Raw genomic sequence first — 15,905 nt, 5'->3', positions numbered from 1 at the left:
TAGTTAAAAATCCTAGAGATAAGTCGATATAAACAGGGGAATCATGATGATTCCCCTGTTTTAATTTTTAGAACTGATTACTTTTGTTTAATCGTATAACAGCTTGGTAGATCGATACTTAAGGTACCATTCACACGTTTGGCCAAGTCTTGCTGTGCAGGAGTTGGTGCAGGTGAGATATCTTTAATGTTGTTATAGACTTTTTGATAAGCCGCATGAATATTAATCCAGTTCGCTTCTGCATTACTAAAGTTCGTAATATTCACGCCACGCGTCGTATTATGATCGGTTAATAGGTTGTGTAAGTTAATTTTTACGCCGCCTGAAGTCAATGTTTGAGAGGATTGTCCTGTATCACTTCCTGCTCGAACAGAGAGATTCTGGTTCAATCCTAAAATAATTCCTTCCAGTAATCCAAATTTTGCATTGGTTAAAATCATTCGAATAGTTAATGATTTATCGGTTTCAGCATAATTACCTGAACCCGTAGTCCCAATTCTAAACTGTTGAACGCCATTGCTGTCCACCATTGTCGCTGGATTTATGCTCGCACAAGTACCCGACATATCATTCGCTGTAGCATCAGGTCGGATATCCGAACGAATATCACCATTCTCATCAATCACAATTCCCAGTTTGACATCCTTAACACTGGTATCACTAAATTTAAAATTCAAAGTTGCATACATTGGGAAAACATAATATTCGCCCGACTTCACATTATTTGGTGTCGTTAAGATTTTCTTGTCGAGATAGGTAATCGGATTGGTTTTCGAGACATCAATGCTGCCATCAAACTGTTCTGGGCTAAATTGCTGTGTCCACTTACCATAGCTGGCCGCATCCCCCTCTTTAGAACCAGTTGCCTGTTTATAGACAGCCTCTGTTCCTGTGATGATGTAACCGTTAATTAAACGGCCTTGGGTAATTTTGAGTGGATCACCACTTTGATCCGCCATAGAAAATACAAAAGGACTACTCGCCAACTTTTTAGTTAATGGATTAATCCAGTTCGTTTGCGCCTCAGCATTCATTTTCTTTGGTGCGATTTTACTAATGAGTGTCAGACGTTTTAAGGAATCGCTGATGATCGTCCCCTCACTGGTCTTATCATCAGGCTTGCCTTTCCATTGCAAACCATAACCAAATGTGTGTCCAGTACGATCCGAGAGTAAGTACATATTGGCAATAATTTCATTGCCTAATAAGCTCTTACCATGGAAACCTTCAATATATTGCTGATCGACACCACTTTCGGCAGGGAGTGGCCATGGTAAAAAGTCAGATTGGAAGCTACCCGCATTTTGCATATTCAGCATTTTCACCACAACATCGAAAGCGGTCTGATCACTGACTTCTGAAACATCGACCCATGGTTTTAATAGCGCCGCATAACTACCATCTTTAAAATTGCTCACATCAATCGACTGGCTAATATTTTTCAGATTACTTTTATAATCTTCATCTAATTCCATCGGCTGAAGATCACCAATCGCATTCTTTTCGTTCACTGCTCCCGCAGCCTGAAAAATTTTAACTAAGCCCATCGCAACTTTAATGGTTTCATCATTTGGATCTAGACTGGCAGGGGCTTTACCAACCATCGCTGTCGCTATATCGACTAAAGAAATAGGAGCATCTGATATTTTCAAAGAAGTGATCGTTTTTAAATCGACCGCACCTAATTTAATCTGCTTATCCGTTCCCTGTCCCTTGATCGAAAATGTTACAGTATCACCTAATTTACACGCACCAGAGACCGCATTAGAGCTATTTTGAGTAATAAAGTGATTCGTTGTATCGCTACTACAATCAAAGTTTAAACCTGCTACTGGGTAATCAAAAACAAACTCAAGACAATCCGTAGAAGTGGTAGAACAACTGGTACTTGCAGTAACGCCGGTACTTCCTGGAGGATCAACATGAATATTGCCACCCTCTCCACCACAACCATTTAAAGCAGCCATGAGAGCTGTTAATGTAAAAGGAATCCATATTTGCTTTTTCATAATACAATCACTTTATTACCTAACGGATCGCCGTTAATTTTATTTGTCCTTGATTTGATAAAGATTTTTCCTGAACATCTAATGCTGAAGCTAATGGGGTCAACAATATATAAGATGTCTGATCTGGAAGTCTTATCGTTCCTTCAATTGCCGCATGTTGCAACATGGTGGCTGGAAATTCCTGATTTTTGTAGCCACTTACACCTTCAAGTATGCATCCTTTCTGATCCAGAAATACCACAAAAGGCCAGTAAAATGTTGGATTCTGTTCAGTCGTAGCATAAGAGGTCAGTTTCAGTTGTTTCAATGGTGCAGATAATTTAACCACATCATAATCAAAAGTGTCTTTGATGGGTTTTCTTGGCCATAGTCCTATTTGCTTTTCAACATTGAAGAGTTTGGCATCTTTCATCTTCTTACCTGTAAAACATGCTGTCTCTAGACTTTCAACCACTTGCTCTTTCGGCATGCGATAATAGGTTGAAGATAAGGCCAATACTTCTTCTGCTTTTTCATTTTGATTCTTTTTCAACATCGACTGTAAAAAGGACTTATTTACCCCTTTTTCACGTTGTTCTGGCTGCATACGCACCGCACCGAGTCGAGCATCAACAATGCCTTCAGGCATCACGTAAAATCGTTTTTTACCTTCAAGATTAAACTCTTTCTCTTCTAAATATTCGCTATCAATATATTTTTCGCCATTTAACTCATCGATGTGTTGATCAGCTTCATTATGAGGTGGCTGATCAGTTGAGTTTAAATGAGTTTCGGTCTTTACTTTTTGAGTTTGTGGCGTTGTTGAGGATACTTTGGCTTGAGTCTGAGTCTGAGCTGACTGTGCAGGCTGTGCTTGTTTTCCTTGCTTTTGATTTGACTGAACTTGTGCAGACGCTACATTTTTTGTTTCAGAAGATTCTTTTTGCTGAACAATTGTTTCAGGCAAAGTTTTAGTCACACTTTTTGCTGTTATAGGAACAGCTTCTTTTTGTAAATGATCTGGTTGTATAACCTGTGGTTGAATGATTTTTATAGACTCTGAGCGAGTCGCTTGAACTGGTTTAGATTCAACCACCTTAGACGTATCATCTGGCTCGGTAACTACTTTCCGATAAGTTGCCTTTTTAGATTCCACGGGATCACGTGGAATCACCAAAGGACGACCATCCGGCCCAATAATTGTAAAAAAATCGGCAGCATATCCCATCGGTACTGTTCCTAATGAAAACAGTACCCATGAAACATACGCCATTGATTTTTTACTTTTAAACATACTTACCATCTTGTTCTGTAGTTAATCCCTAAAATCGTAACTTGTGTATTAGTACGAACGTTTAATCCTGCATAAGGGTTCAAGATTAAATTATCAATCCCACAAGCATTTGACAACGAACTTGAGCATGCAGGAATGTTGTCACGACTGCGTAAGAAAGCTAAGGTCAAATCAATATCTGTATCCGCATCAAATCGGTAACCTAATCCCAAACCAAATAATTGTGCATTATTGATTGGAATCAATGTATTACGTTTATCATCTGGTGTTGCAGAAGCGCGAGGCTCATACCCAGCACGTAGCTTCAAACGATCAGTTGCCGAGTACTCCACACCAATCCCCCAACTCCATGGAGAGGTAAATTTTAAAGGTACAGATAAAGTGCTATCCGTCACCCCACTCGAAAGCAATTTTGCAATTTTAAGCGCTGAAACTTGACGATCAAATTCAAATCTGAATTGATCCCACTGCTTATAATCTGTCCAGCCCACATCAAAATTAATTTGTAAGTCTGGAAAAACTTTATACTTGATCCCTGCCTGAAAATGCGCTGGATATTTTAAATCCATCGAAACCAAACCAGATTCACTGGCTGGAATGTAAGATGGAAATCCTAAAATAGCAGCAAAAATTTGGCCCGTCGCAGATGAGTTTAAAGCTCGAATCAATTCACGCGGAGCATTGGCATTATCAATATAATATTTGCCTTTCATTCTTGTTTTACTTTCGCTTTGATAAACCATACCAAAAGCAAAATCATCCGAAGGTTCCCACATTAAGCCCAAGTTATAACTTGGCGCTAATGATTGCTCCATGGTCGCTTTGAGTTGACCAAATTTACCAAATGGATTGAGACCTTCATTGGCATTACATAGACCTAATAGTAAAAGATCGGTAATGATGTCTGAATTATCACGAAATGGCGAACAGACCACATCATCCACCATACGCAACACACCAATCAATTCATTAGGGAAGCGTAAATCTGTTTTTAAGGAAATTGCCTGATAAGACATACCCAATGATGCACCTAGAGACAACTCATCATTGACTTGGAATGCAAATGATGGTGATAGGTAGGTAATGCGCTCAAATGCAACCTGTTGCCCCATAAAATTGCCAGGATTTCCATTTTCAGAGCCATAACCTACGATCAAAGGTGCATAAATTGCGGTTGCATATGTGACTTTTGAACCCGGTGGTTTATAGGCAATACCTGCTGTAGGTGCAGCGATAGGAACACCCTCACCTAAATCCACCATCTTTTTTAAGATAGGCACATAAATACTGGCATATTCCACATCTGCATTCACTGTACCTTTGAAATCGGTACACAAGCTAGATGGGTTTTCAGGTGCATCATTACAGACCAAAGGATCATCAGAATAGCCAAATACGTTATAGCCTGCTGGTGCAGAAAGATCACGTTTTACATTAAAGTTTGCAACAATCCCTTGTACATCAGTTTGTAAACCTTCAATTTTAGCCAACCCTGCTGGGTTAAAATGAATCGCACTAATTCCAGGAGGATCTGCGGTCACCGCATTTCCCAAAGATAATGATCGAATATCAACTGATAAGTTTTGTCCAAGCTGTGCAAAAGTCACACTTGAAAAGCCCGTTAAGAAAATCGTAGCAGCTAACGGGCGTAGTCTTGGGTATAACATACCGACTACTCCCTTTAGTTACGAATTTTCTTGGCAAAACCAACAATATCCAATGGGAAAGATAGACCTAATGAAACATCAGGCGCATCTTCAGTTAGACCAATTCCCAACGTACCATTTACAATGGTATCTGGTGAAACACGTACCCCAAGTGCAATCGAGAATGTTGCACTGGTTTGATCGGCTGGTTTATAAGTTTCGCCAGTGTTATAGGTGAACTCACTTTGAGTATTAAAACTTTGCTGATAAGACATCGTCAAAGAAACATCGTAGTTAAACGAATACGCAAAACCAAAAGCAAAGCCACCACTAATCCCAGGATCAAACTCATCAATAATTCGTGTACCACGAATCTGATTTAAACCTGTTTCTTTGAAACCATAGTTGGCCGAAACCGAAGCGAATAATACGACTGGATCAATATATTTACGAGTACTTGCGCCAATCCCTGCTGAATAATAACCTTTACCTGTAGATAGGTCTTTGGTTGGGTTGACTTCATAAGGGCTATCGCCTGTTTTAGTCGAAATATTACCAAACAAAATCAGAGGTAAACGACCTGCTTTTAAAGGAAACGGTTCCCAACGTGCACCAAATGAAATATCACCCAATCCTGCGGTGGTCGTATCTTTTAAATTATCTGATTTCGCAACAAATGGAAGCGAGGTCGATAATGTCAAATTATCGCGTAGACCGTATTGCAAGGTAAAGGTATTGGTCAGGGTGTGGGTTGCATCTTCATCTACTCTTAGCTGTGCAACGCTACCATCCTGAATGGCAAGGTTTAACTGACTATCTCGATAGTAGGTATAATCGATATCATAATACGTCGAGATCTCGCCTCTTTTGATCAAAGAATACTGACGCTCATTTGAAGTAAATACTTCTTGCAGGTTACTTTCCTGTGTTGCATCGCCTTCTTGTTTCTGTAATGCCTCAGCTGCACCGTTTGACTGAACAGTTTGAGCTGTATGAGGTGGAGCAACTGGAGCGGGTTCAATCGCAGGTGCATCCTCAGGTTGTACAGCTGTTGCATTTGGATCAGGTTCTGTAAATGCAGTTGCTGGCTTAGATGCTGTTGGCACATCCTGTGCCTTTACATCTGCCGCATATACACCACCCATCATAAAAATTTGAATACTGACTGCAAGTAGAGTTTTATTCATCCATTGAGCTCTCATCATCTATTTCCTACCACTTATTTTTTTTCTGACTATTTACGCTTGTAATACAAGCGCATAAAAGTATTAATGTTCTGACCATAAGTATCTGATTCTTTATTTAAATCAGGCCCTCTGCGTACAGTTGATGCTCTATCTGCAATCTTTTCCATATAAAAAGTCGGATATTGAATATCAACAAGTGCATATTTATTAACGGTTGCATCTTCCACATGGCGCATATCAGCATCTTGTAGTGCCAACATATTTTGTCTTTGAGCTTCAGGAACATTAATTAAAAATAAAGTGTTATTTTCCCAAATCTCTTTGAATCTTTCCTGATCAAAGCTGATGTTTCCCAAAGCGGGGTCAGCTACATAAACGCGTCCATTTTTATAAGCTTTGTAAACGACAAAATGTTTAAATCCCGCATAAGAGATTGGAACAATTGCAGGTTGTCCTTGTTTAATCAGATCAGAGAACTCCCCCCGATATCCCCCACTCTCTAGACCTAACGCAGTCACAAAACGCTTCATATCCAATAGTGAAAAGCTTCGACGTTCTACAATACGGTTATATTCACCAAAGCGTAAAAGCCCGTTCATGGTTTGCTGCTCGGTTAAACGAGTACCCACATAACCATTTAACAAAGTCGTTAATGCGGCCGAACCACAACTATAGTCATAGGCTTGACGGACGATGCCTCGGAATTGATCTTCAACCGCAGGTTTAATATTGACCTGTTCGCGGTGAAAACGAGTGAATGAAGGTTCACGTGAATCGAGAACTTCTGTGTAGTTGACAGTACCCGGCGGCTTTTCCTTAATATCAAAGGCTTGAGTCGCAAAGTAATAAATCAGTGCCGACCCCAATGTAATCTCTAACATAATCTGACTTTTCTACTTTTGGCATCTGATGCCCTTACGTTGCTATTATTTTTAGAGTAAGTACTCTACGTTCCTTGTCTGTTGAAGATACCTTTTTTTTTATTTTTTTGACAGAATGCGTCTTTTTTTGTAACTGATGTAAATAAAAAAACGCGCATCAATGCGCGTTTTTCTTTATGGATAAATCTAAATGAGATTAGTGACCAGAAATTGTAATTTGTGAACCCGCTGTAGTACCAGCAGCACCATAGAAAGTTTTTACACCACTAATTTCAACATCGCCAATTGAACCAACTGATGAGCTACCTAGATGGATACCTTTAATATAAATATCATTACCAGCAGCGTCATTTGAAGTAATTTGCAGACCAGTCGTTAATACTTTCACAGATGCATCAACATTTAAGTCACCTGTTGTGCTACCAGTAGAAGCAACCTTAATGCTATCCAGTACGATGTCGCCACCAGCACCTGCTGATCCGTCATGAATTGATAGGTTAGCCAGCTCTAGACCACCAACCATAGTTGTTTTAAGATTAATCATAGCACCTTGTGGAGCTGTACCTAATTGGATATTGGCATCCATTTTACCAGTTTTCAAAGTCAAACCATTCAAGATTTTATTATAACCTGTAGTTTCAACACCACGAGCTACTGAACCTGCTGTATAGGTTTTACTTTTCGCAATACCAATTTCACCAATTTTGATATTCAAACCAGAAACTTGCGCCGCAATATTCAAGAATGCACCATTAGCACCACCGCCATCGGTATCAATAACTAAATCAGCAAGGTTATGCGATGTTAAAAGAGATGCAGTATTTGGTGTAATTTCAATACCATGTGTAATTGTACCGTTTGTACCATCACCATTTGCCTTAATTACGATAGCACCACCAGTACTTGTACCACCTTTAGTTGTATCAGAATAACCATCGTTATCATGGATCGCTAATTGATCAATGGTTACTTTAGAAATACCGATACCAATATTCAGACCATCTTGACCTGTGGTCGAGCTAAGCGCAGCATCATCCATTGACTGCATTGCCATTGCATTTGCACTGATCGCAATTGAAGACACCAAAGCAAGTTTAGTAAACATTTTCATTCCGTACTCTCCCAAGAGCATTTATTTTTTTTGGTTTTCACTACTCTATGTTTCTACGGTTTTTTGAATTTCCCCAGTAGAAACGTCCTATCCATGAGTAGCTGAATTTGCCTCTCTAAATTACAACTCTGTTAATTTTTGTTCAACTGCTGTTAATCAAATTTGATGAACTACCCGATAAACGGTTCGGTAGCTTATGTCTGTTGGCGTTCTGTAGTAAAATCACGGTTTCATCTTTATTCATATTTTTAGGCTTGTCTCAGTGAAGTTTTTTTGTAAGTTAAATCAAAATATTAGATCTACTTCTGAAATATTATTCAAACTTCACTCTACACATGGACTGGTTTTTCTAGAGGATCAAAATCATCCAGTGATAGCATTTAACCCTCGACATTATGTAGTTTATAACAATAAACAATTTAAATATTTTAAAATTAATTCAATTTATCAATATGAAATGATGGATGAATTCACTATTGACAATTTTATTCAATTCCATTCTGCAAATAATCCTCAAACAGCAGCAACTTTTTCAGGTGGCTATATTGGCTTCATCTCTTATGATTATGCAGCCCATCAATTTACTCCTGTCAAAGAACGTTTACAGCCTTCTTTTTATATCGGGCAGTACGATAGCTTTTTAAAGTTTCACGATGATCATTGGTATTTTTATAGTGATGCGGATGATGCTGAACAACAATGGCAACAACTTGAAATCTTACTCAATCAAAAGACTCAAATTGAGACTTTATCTTTACAACAAACACTACGCCCACGTTGGTCACCCGCAACTTATCGTCAAGCATTTCAACGGATTCAAGATTATATTTTAGCAGGTGATTGCTATCAAATTAATTTAACTCAAGAATTTATCGCCAAAGCGCAAGGTTCACTGTTAAGCCGTGCTGAACACCTTTGGAGCCTTACCGATGCACCTTACGCAGGGTATTTAAAACTGGATGATTTTGAATTGCTCAGTTGTTCTCCAGAGTTATTTATTGAATTTAATCAACAGCAACTTATTACACGTCCAATTAAAGGTACGATGCCGCGTTTTGATGATCCTGAACTGGATGCTGCATCGAAACAAAAATTAAAAGCTTCCGAAAAAGATCAAGCTGAAAACGTCATGATTGTGGATTTGCTTCGTAATGATTTAAGTGTTTATGCAGAAACAGGTTCGGTCAAAACCAATAAACTGTTTGAAATTGAAAGTTTTAATCAGGTTCATCACATGGTCAGTGAAATTGAAGCGACATTAAAGCCAGACGTCAATCCGTTTGAAGTATTGATGTCCGCGTTACCGGGTGGCTCTATCACTGGAGCACCTAAAATCCGTGCGATGCAAATTATCGAAGAACTCGAAGGGGCACCACGTGGAGCGTATTGTGGTTCACTCGGTTATTTTAATTTTGATGGTTCTGGTCGTTGGAATATCCTGATTCGCAGCATTCAAAAGTTTCAGGATGAGCTTTCGGTTTGGGCGGGGGGTGGAATTACCATTGCGTCTGATTGCGATGCAGAATATCAGGAATGTTTTGATAAAGTGTCCGCCATGCTCGACTTACTCAATACATGGCAGATCAAAGATTAAGTTTTGACGATAAATAAACTTAAAGTAGTGTCTTTAAAGTCTCTACAAGACGTTGGTTTTGTTGATCTGTACCAATAGTAATTCGTAAGTATTGATCAATCCTTGGTTTATTAAAGTAACGTACAAGCACGCCTTGCTCACGTAATTGTATTGCTAACTCAGCAGCATCGCGCGCGGGATGTGTCACAAAAATAAAATTGGCTTTAGATGGCAACACCTTAAAACCAATTTCTTTTAATTCCTCAACCAACTTATCTCGACTTTGAATCACCTTTTGGCATTGTGCTTCAAAATAAGCCTGATCTTCAAATGATGCAACCGCCGCTGCAATCGCAAATCGATCCATCGGATATGAATTAAAACTATTTTTTACTGCTTCAAGTGCAGCAATCAAATGTGCTTGAGCAATGGCAAAGCCGACACGCAAACCTGCCAATGAACGTGATTTTGAAGTCGTTTGACACACCACTAAATTGTCATATTGATTGACTAACCCGACCGCAGTTTCAGCACCGAAATCAATATAGGCCTCATCAATCACCACCACACGATCAGGATTGGCTTGTAAAATCTGCTCAATCTGTTGCAGTGACAAAGCAATACTCGTCGGTGCATTCGGATTGGTAATAATAATGCCGCCATTGGCTTGACGATAATCATCCAACACGATTTCAAAATCATCATTCAGTGGAATTTGTTGAGTTTTCACACCAAAAAACTGACTATAGACAGGATAAAAACTATAGGTAATATCTGGATAAAGAATCGGTTGATCCTGAATAAAAAAGGCTTTGAAAATATGAGCTAAGACTTCATCCGAACCATTACCCACAAAAACTTGTTCAACGCTCACATTTTGCTGAGTGGCAATTGCTTGTTTCAATTGAGTCGCATCGGGATCTGGGTATAAACGCAAAGCATCTGCTTGGTGTGCCAATACGGCTTGCACCGCTTCCACTACTTTTGGAGAAGGTGGATACGGATTCTCATTGGTATTAAGCTTGAGTAAATTCTGGATTTTAGGCTGTTCACCCGGTGTATAGGGTTCTAATTCACGAACTTCTGGACTCCAGAAACGCATTTGTTCTGTTGTAAACGTCATTTTATATTCTCTTGTTGCCCTCTCCTAACCTCTCAAAGAGAGAGGAGTCTTCAAACCTTTCGCATCGCTCCTGACAAGTTCCCTCTCTTTTTAGGAGATGAGGAGCGATATAGTTTCGAAAAGGAGAGGTTTATATTGATGATAGCGCTAGACCACGACACCTATTTCTATTTTAAACGTCATAACGATAACGAGCAGAACGTGCATGGGCATCCAGATTTTCTTGTTGCGCCAACAAATCCGCTGTTCTGGCAAGCGTTTTAACACCCGCTTCTGAACACATAATCAGGCTTGAACGTTTTTGGAAATCATAGACACCAAGCGGTGAAGAAAACCGCGCTGTACCTGAGGTCGGCAAAACGTGATTTGGCCCTGCACAATAATCCCCAATCGCTTCTGGTGTATAGCGTCCCATAAAAATGGCACCTGCATGACGGATGTCTTGGCTCATGGCTTCGGCATCATCCAGACAAAGCTCTAAATGCTCTGGTGCAACTTGATTGATGAGTTGAATTGCTTCAGCTCGATCTTTCACCAAGACCAAAGCACCTCGATTAGCAATCGATGTGCGCGCAATATCGGCTTTAGGCAATGCAGCTAAATGTTCCTCAATCGCGTGCGCCACATCCTCTAGTAGGTCTGCATCAGGCGTAATAAAAATCGCTTGCGCAACAGTATCATGTTCAGCTTGTGACAAAACATCCATCGCTAGCCATTTGGCGTTGTTTTGGCCTTCTGCATAGACCAAAATTTCAGATGGTCCCGCAATCATATCAATACCGACCTGACCAAAAACTGCACGTTTGGCAGCCGCTACAAAGCGATTCCCCGGCCCAGTAATTTTATCCACCGCAGGAATGGTTTGGGTTCCATAAGCCAATGCTGCTACTGCTTGAGCGCCACCAATGGTAAAAATACGATTTACACCAGCCAAATAGGCAGCAGCTAATACCAATGGATTCAGCTCACCCTGCGGTGCTGGAACTACCATGATAATTTCAGGAACGCCTGCAACGTGTGCAGGAATCGCGTTCATTAATACAGAAGATGGATAAGAAGCTAAGCCACCGGGCACATAAATCCCGACCCGATCTAAAGGCGTAACTTTCTGACCTAAGGTATTTCCTAATGAATCGACATAAGTCCAGCCTTCTTGTTTTTGCGCCTGATGAAAACTACGAATACGTTCAGCAGCCAATTCGAGTGCTTCACGAATTTCAGGTTGTAGCGCATCAAACGCCGCTTTGAGCTGTTCTTGGCTCAGTTCCAGATCTGAAAATTGATGCGCTGGATGTCGATCAAACTGTTGAGTGAGCTTAAGAACATGATCATCACCATACTGACGAACATCAGCTATGATTTGATCTACAGTTTTTAAAAGTTCAGGATCATTAACAGTCTCAAACGCCAACAAATCTGCAAAGATTTGTTTGAAGTTTTGATCTTGAGTCGATAAACGTCGCATCAATTTACCTACAAGGTTTTGAGTGAAAAGAAAAACTTAGTTTACCTTGTTTCGGATGGTTTGTGGGTAATCAATCATCAATGATCTGACTTTGTTTTATCGAAAATAAAATTAAACTATATTTAATTTTCTAATCAGGTATTCACGTCAGGTTCATCCCAGTCTGCATCATATTGAATAAGCCAATTGAGTGCGGCATGACGTTCAAGAACAACCGAAGCATTTAGATTTGCAGGTGTCGGACGTTGTTTTAATCTCGCCTCAACACATGCCCAGTCATAACGATAGATAAGATCGGCCTCATCCAAAATTTGTTCGATTTCCCTAAGTTGAGTTTTTTGCATAAATGTATCAAATGAATCACAAGATGAAACAGCTTGGATTGCAAAATCACAATCAACCACTTGGTCTGGATAATTTAATTCATCTACAATTCCCAAAGCCCAAAGCAAAACCCAATAAGATTCATATTTCCACACCATATTGATCACATCTTGAGGCGCCGCTTGATCATTGAGTATGGCACTTTCTTTAGCCGTGAGTTGATCAGCCACTTCATATTGATTGAATAATCCAATAAAAAAATCTTTGGTTGGTTGATCATACTTATTGTTGTTAATATCACAGGCAATCTGAACGGTGAGTAAACAAGTAATTGCACGTTTCGCGATTTCCTCAGCAGAGCGAATACAAGCCTCATCAAACGATTCAATGACGGGTAAATGTTCAATATAAGGAATACCTTGTTGTCTTAATTTAGATATTGATTCTTGCTTACGTTGTTTTACACTTTTCATTATAAAATCCCATAATAAAATTATGGTTTTATTCTCTACGCTTGCTTCATAAAGATCAAGCCATAAAAAACCGCCAAAAATTGACGGTTCAGAAATACAAGACATTTAAGGAGTAAAATTAAGATTGGCGATCACTGACTGCTTGTTCGACTTGCGACAAGATCGGGTCCAGTAAAGTCTGTTTACGCTTAAAGCTGGCTTTATTGACAATCAAGCGTGAAGAGACTTTCATAATCTCGTCCAATGGCTCTAAACCATTGGCACGTAAAGTATTTCCAGTATCGACCACATCGACAATATAATCACCCAAACCCACTAAAGGCGCGAGTTCCATCGAACCGTAGAGCTTAATCACATCCACTTGCTCACCTAAGCTTGCATAGTATTGACGCGTTAAATTGACATATTTGGTGGCGATTTTTAAGCGACCTTGTGGACGTTGCATGCCGACTTTACCAGCGGTCATCAATTTACAATTCGCTATTTTGAGATCAAGCAATTCATAAACGTGCTGTGCACCGTGTTCCATCAACACATCTTTACCCGCGACACCAATATCGGCAGCACCGTTTTCAACATAAGTTGGCACATCAGAAGCACGTAAAATTAAAATACGCACTTGCTTGTGTGTCGTTGGAAAAATTAATTTACGTGACTTTTCTGGGTCTTCAAGCAAATTTATGCCCGCTGCTTCCAGTAAAGGCAGAGTTTCTTTTAAAATTCGACCTTTACTGAGTGCCAATGTTAAACCATGATCAAAATTTCCCATGACGTTAAAGTTAGGATCATCGTTTCTCATATCATTCATTAACTGACTCGCTTAATGTTCGCGCCTAAACTTTGCAATTTCTGTTCAATATTTTCATAACCGCGATCAATATGATAAATACGGTCAATCAGCGTATCGCCCTCTGCAACCAATGCTGCCAAGACCAAAGAGAAAGATGCACGTAAATCCGTTGCCATCACAGGAGCGGCTTGTAAGGTTTCAACACCAGTTACCACTGCATCGTTCCCTTCAACTTGAATGTTGGCTCCCATACGCGCAAGCTCAGGTACATGCATAAAACGATTTTCAAAAATCGTTTCTGAGATCGTAGCAAAACCACGACCAATCACATTGACCGCCATCAACTGCGCCTGCATATCGGTTGGAAATTCTGGATGAGGAAGTGTTCTAAAACTCACCGCTTTAGGACGTTTGCCTTGCATATCCAGCTCGATCCAATCATCACCACGGGTCACTTCTGCACCCATTTCTTCAAATTTCTCAAGAACTGACTCAAGCAAACTTGGATCGGTATGTGTGGTTTTCACGCGTCCGCCAGTAATCGCAGCAGCCGCAAGATAAGAACCTGTTTCTATACGATCTGCAACGACTGCATATTCGCAGCCATGCAAACTTTCCACACCTGTAATGATGAGTGTATCAGTATCAATACCATCAATTTTAGCGCCCATTTTCACGAGCATATTAGCCAAGTCGGTAATCTCAGGTTCTCGTGCAGCATTGCGTAGTGTGGTCACACCCTCGGCTAAAACTGCTGCCATCAGAATATTTTCAGTCCCGCCGACTGTAACCATATCAAAGGTAATATCTGCGCCTTTTAAACGCCCATCGACCGTGGCATGCACATAGCCATTTTCAACTTCGATGTGCGCACCTAGAGCTTCTAAAGCTTTCAAATGCTGATCGACAGGGCGCGAGCCAATTGCACAGCCACCTGGCAAAGATACTTGTGCATTGCCATAACGTGCCAATAAAGGACCCAACACCAGAATAGAAGCACGCATGGTTTTCACCAATTCATATGGTGCAAACTGATTAGATAAAGTCGAAGTATCTGCCTTAACCGTATCACCTTGATATTCCATGGTAATACCTAAACCAGCAATTAACTTCACCAATGTATTGACATCTTTTAGATTTGGAACATTGGTCAAGGTAATAGGAGAATCTGCTAAAATCATAGCAGCCAGTAGGGGCAAAGCTGCATTTTTTGCACCTGAAATGCGCACTTCCCCTTCGAGCTTAGTACCACCCGAAATTAAAAATTTATCCATTAATTATTATGCTCCGAAAAGGCTTGCTTTGCGCCATTCGGCTTTGGTCATTGCCCGAATTGTCACCGCATGGACGGCACCACTTGCAATATAAGAATTCAAAGGCGCATAAACAGCTTGCTGACGCGCAACACTGCGCTTACCTTCAAATTGATCATCTACAATACGCAGGTCAAATTTTCCCGCCTGACCAGTGACAGCCACTTCCGCATCTGGAAAAGCTTCTTGTAAAATTTGAGTGAGCTGCTCACTATTCATTGCTAGACCTCATATACAAGCTTAGGCGTAAAACGCATTATTTTACTATAAATCATCGATATAATTCAGCACATGATCATATTTTATAAATAAAAAAAGAGGCTAATTGTTAGCCTCTTCAGAAAATAAAAATTAAATATCAACAACGAGTTGCTGATGATTACACTGTATTTTGCGATGTTTTTGTAATTGTCGTTTTAATTTTTCACTCAGTTTTTTAATCGACATATACATATCATCGGCTGAAGCCTGAGCAAAAAGTTCTACGCCAGGCAAACGTACAATCGCCTCCGCGATGTGATTCGCACTTCCTTTATGCGTTCTTTTATCGATTTGATGGTCTTTGGAAAGCTTCACTTGCATACTATTCACCTGATCCAGATGTTTAGTCAGTTGATCAAACTTACTTTTAATGTTTTGCTCAATTGCAGGCGTTATGACTAAATGATGTCCACGAATTGTTATTTGCATAATTCTATCCCTCACCTTCTTTCAGGATATAAAGTCATAGCCAAGCC

The 15,905-nt window shown here is 40.0% G+C and carries 14 protein-coding genes; 1 reads left to right on the top strand and 13 read right to left on the bottom strand.

Going from position 1 to position 15,905, the window contains the following annotated elements; genetic code table 11:
• Positions 1 to 77: 77 nt before the first annotated feature.
• The 6 genes from EGS47_RS11705 to EGS47_RS11680 all read right to left on the bottom strand — a co-directional run bounded on the left by EGS47_RS11705 (position 78) and on the right by EGS47_RS11680 (position 8,107).
• Complete coding sequence (locus EGS47_RS11705) at positions 78 to 2,009, bottom strand: hypothetical protein (protein ID WP_119686327.1); 1,932 nt, start codon at positions 2,007 to 2,009, stop codon at positions 78 to 80.
• Positions 2,010 to 2,028: 19 nt separating this feature from the next.
• Positions 2,029 to 3,282 (bottom strand): putative pilus assembly protein FilE, encoded by a 1,254-nt coding sequence (filE, locus tag EGS47_RS11700; RefSeq protein ID WP_228198117.1) that lies wholly within the window; start codon positions 3,280 to 3,282, stop codon positions 2,029 to 2,031.
• Between the two features lie 2 nt (positions 3,283 to 3,284).
• Entirely contained in the window at positions 3,285 to 4,949 is a 1,665-nt protein-coding gene (locus EGS47_RS11695; RefSeq protein WP_125269657.1) for an OmpP1/FadL family transporter, read from the bottom strand.
• 14 nt (positions 4,950 to 4,963) lie between these two features.
• Positions 4,964 to 6,133: a hypothetical protein gene (locus tag EGS47_RS11690; protein WP_119686330.1), complete on the bottom strand. Its 1,170-nt coding sequence runs from the start codon at positions 6,131 to 6,133 to the stop codon at positions 4,964 to 4,966.
• 29 nt (positions 6,134 to 6,162) lie between these two features.
• On the bottom strand, positions 6,163 to 6,996 hold the full coding sequence (locus EGS47_RS11685; RefSeq protein WP_004987466.1) for a C39 family peptidase: 834 nt from the start codon (positions 6,994 to 6,996) through the stop codon (positions 6,163 to 6,165).
• Between the two features lie 196 nt (positions 6,997 to 7,192).
• The gene (locus EGS47_RS11680) at positions 7,193 to 8,107 is read right to left on the bottom strand and encodes a DUF6160 family protein (protein WP_004987467.1); all 915 of its coding nucleotides are present in this window, start codon (positions 8,105 to 8,107) and stop codon (positions 7,193 to 7,195) included.
• 262 nt (positions 8,108 to 8,369) lie between these two features.
• Between EGS47_RS11680 and EGS47_RS11675 the strand changes: the two genes are divergently transcribed.
• Complete coding sequence (locus EGS47_RS11675) at positions 8,370 to 9,701, top strand: anthranilate synthase component I family protein (protein WP_004987469.1); 1,332 nt, start codon at positions 8,370 to 8,372, stop codon at positions 9,699 to 9,701.
• A gap of 19 nt (positions 9,702 to 9,720) precedes the next feature.
• Here the strand turns inward: EGS47_RS11675 and hisC are convergent, their stop codons facing one another.
• The 7 genes from hisC to hpf all read right to left on the bottom strand — a co-directional run bounded on the left by hisC (position 9,721) and on the right by hpf (position 15,858).
• A complete protein-coding gene (hisC, locus tag EGS47_RS11670; RefSeq protein WP_004987474.1) occupies positions 9,721 to 10,803 on the bottom strand; it encodes a histidinol-phosphate transaminase in 1,083 nt (360 codons plus the stop codon).
• Between the two features lie 172 nt (positions 10,804 to 10,975).
• Positions 10,976 to 12,268, bottom strand: a complete 1,293-nt coding sequence (gene hisD / locus EGS47_RS11665) for a histidinol dehydrogenase (protein WP_004987476.1) — start codon at positions 12,266 to 12,268, stop codon at positions 10,976 to 10,978.
• Positions 12,269 to 12,402: 134 nt separating this feature from the next.
• Positions 12,403 to 13,065: a DUF4272 domain-containing protein gene (locus EGS47_RS11660; RefSeq protein WP_004987479.1), complete on the bottom strand. Its 663-nt coding sequence runs from the start codon at positions 13,063 to 13,065 to the stop codon at positions 12,403 to 12,405.
• A gap of 118 nt (positions 13,066 to 13,183) precedes the next feature.
• Positions 13,184 to 13,873: an ATP phosphoribosyltransferase gene (gene hisG / locus EGS47_RS11655; RefSeq protein WP_004987483.1), complete on the bottom strand. Its 690-nt coding sequence runs from the start codon at positions 13,871 to 13,873 to the stop codon at positions 13,184 to 13,186.
• A complete protein-coding gene (gene murA / locus EGS47_RS11650) occupies positions 13,873 to 15,129 on the bottom strand; it encodes a UDP-N-acetylglucosamine 1-carboxyvinyltransferase (RefSeq protein ID WP_004987486.1) in 1,257 nt (418 codons plus the stop codon). Before murA ends, hisG begins: the two co-directional genes overlap by 1 nt.
• A gap of 6 nt (positions 15,130 to 15,135) precedes the next feature.
• Positions 15,136 to 15,387 (bottom strand): BolA family iron metabolism protein IbaG, encoded by a 252-nt coding sequence (gene ibaG / locus EGS47_RS11645; protein WP_004987487.1) that lies wholly within the window; start codon positions 15,385 to 15,387, stop codon positions 15,136 to 15,138.
• Positions 15,388 to 15,519: 132 nt separating this feature from the next.
• Complete coding sequence (gene hpf / locus EGS47_RS11640) at positions 15,520 to 15,858, bottom strand: ribosome hibernation-promoting factor, HPF/YfiA family (protein ID WP_004987488.1); 339 nt, start codon at positions 15,856 to 15,858, stop codon at positions 15,520 to 15,522.
• Positions 15,859 to 15,905 lie beyond the last annotated feature (47 nt).

This window comes from Acinetobacter sp. FDAARGOS_515, assembly GCF_003938865.1.
GTDB classification, from domain to species: Bacteria; Pseudomonadota; Gammaproteobacteria; order Pseudomonadales; family Moraxellaceae; genus Acinetobacter; species Acinetobacter ursingii.
This window is presented reverse-complemented; position numbering and strand designations above follow the sequence as displayed.

Coding starts and splice junctions, on each gene's coding strand:
- EGS47_RS11705 (WP_119686327.1), bottom strand. CDS start 2,009: ATGAAAAAGCAAATATGGATTCCTTTTACATTAACAGCTCTCATGGCT.
- filE (WP_228198117.1), bottom strand. CDS start 3,282: ATGTTTAAAAGTAAAAAATCAATGGCGTATGTTTCATGGGTACTGTTT.
- EGS47_RS11695 (WP_125269657.1), bottom strand. CDS start 4,949: ATGTTATACCCAAGACTACGCCCGTTAGCTGCTACGATTTTCTTAACG.
- EGS47_RS11690 (WP_119686330.1), bottom strand. CDS start 6,133: ATGATGAGAGCTCAATGGATGAATAAAACTCTACTTGCAGTCAGTATT.
- EGS47_RS11685 (WP_004987466.1), bottom strand. CDS start 6,996: ATGTTAGAGATTACATTGGGGTCGGCACTGATTTATTACTTTGCGACT.
- EGS47_RS11680 (WP_004987467.1), bottom strand. CDS start 8,107: ATGAAAATGTTTACTAAACTTGCTTTGGTGTCTTCAATTGCGATCAGT.
- hisC (WP_004987474.1), bottom strand. CDS start 10,803: ATGACGTTTACAACAGAACAAATGCGTTTCTGGAGTCCAGAAGTTCGT.
- hisD (WP_004987476.1), bottom strand. CDS start 12,268: ATGCGACGTTTATCGACTCAAGATCAAAACTTCAAACAAATCTTTGCA.
- EGS47_RS11660 (WP_004987479.1), bottom strand. CDS start 13,065: ATGAAAAGTGTAAAACAACGTAAGCAAGAATCAATATCTAAATTAAGA.
- hisG (WP_004987483.1), bottom strand. CDS start 13,873: ATGAATGATATGAGAAACGATGATCCTAACTTTAACGTCATGGGAAAT.
- murA (WP_004987486.1), bottom strand. CDS start 15,129: ATGGATAAATTTTTAATTTCGGGTGGTACTAAGCTCGAAGGGGAAGTG.
- ibaG (WP_004987487.1), bottom strand. CDS start 15,387: ATGAATAGTGAGCAGCTCACTCAAATTTTACAAGAAGCTTTTCCAGAT.
- hpf (WP_004987488.1), bottom strand. CDS start 15,858: ATGCAAATAACAATTCGTGGACATCATTTAGTCATAACGCCTGCAATT.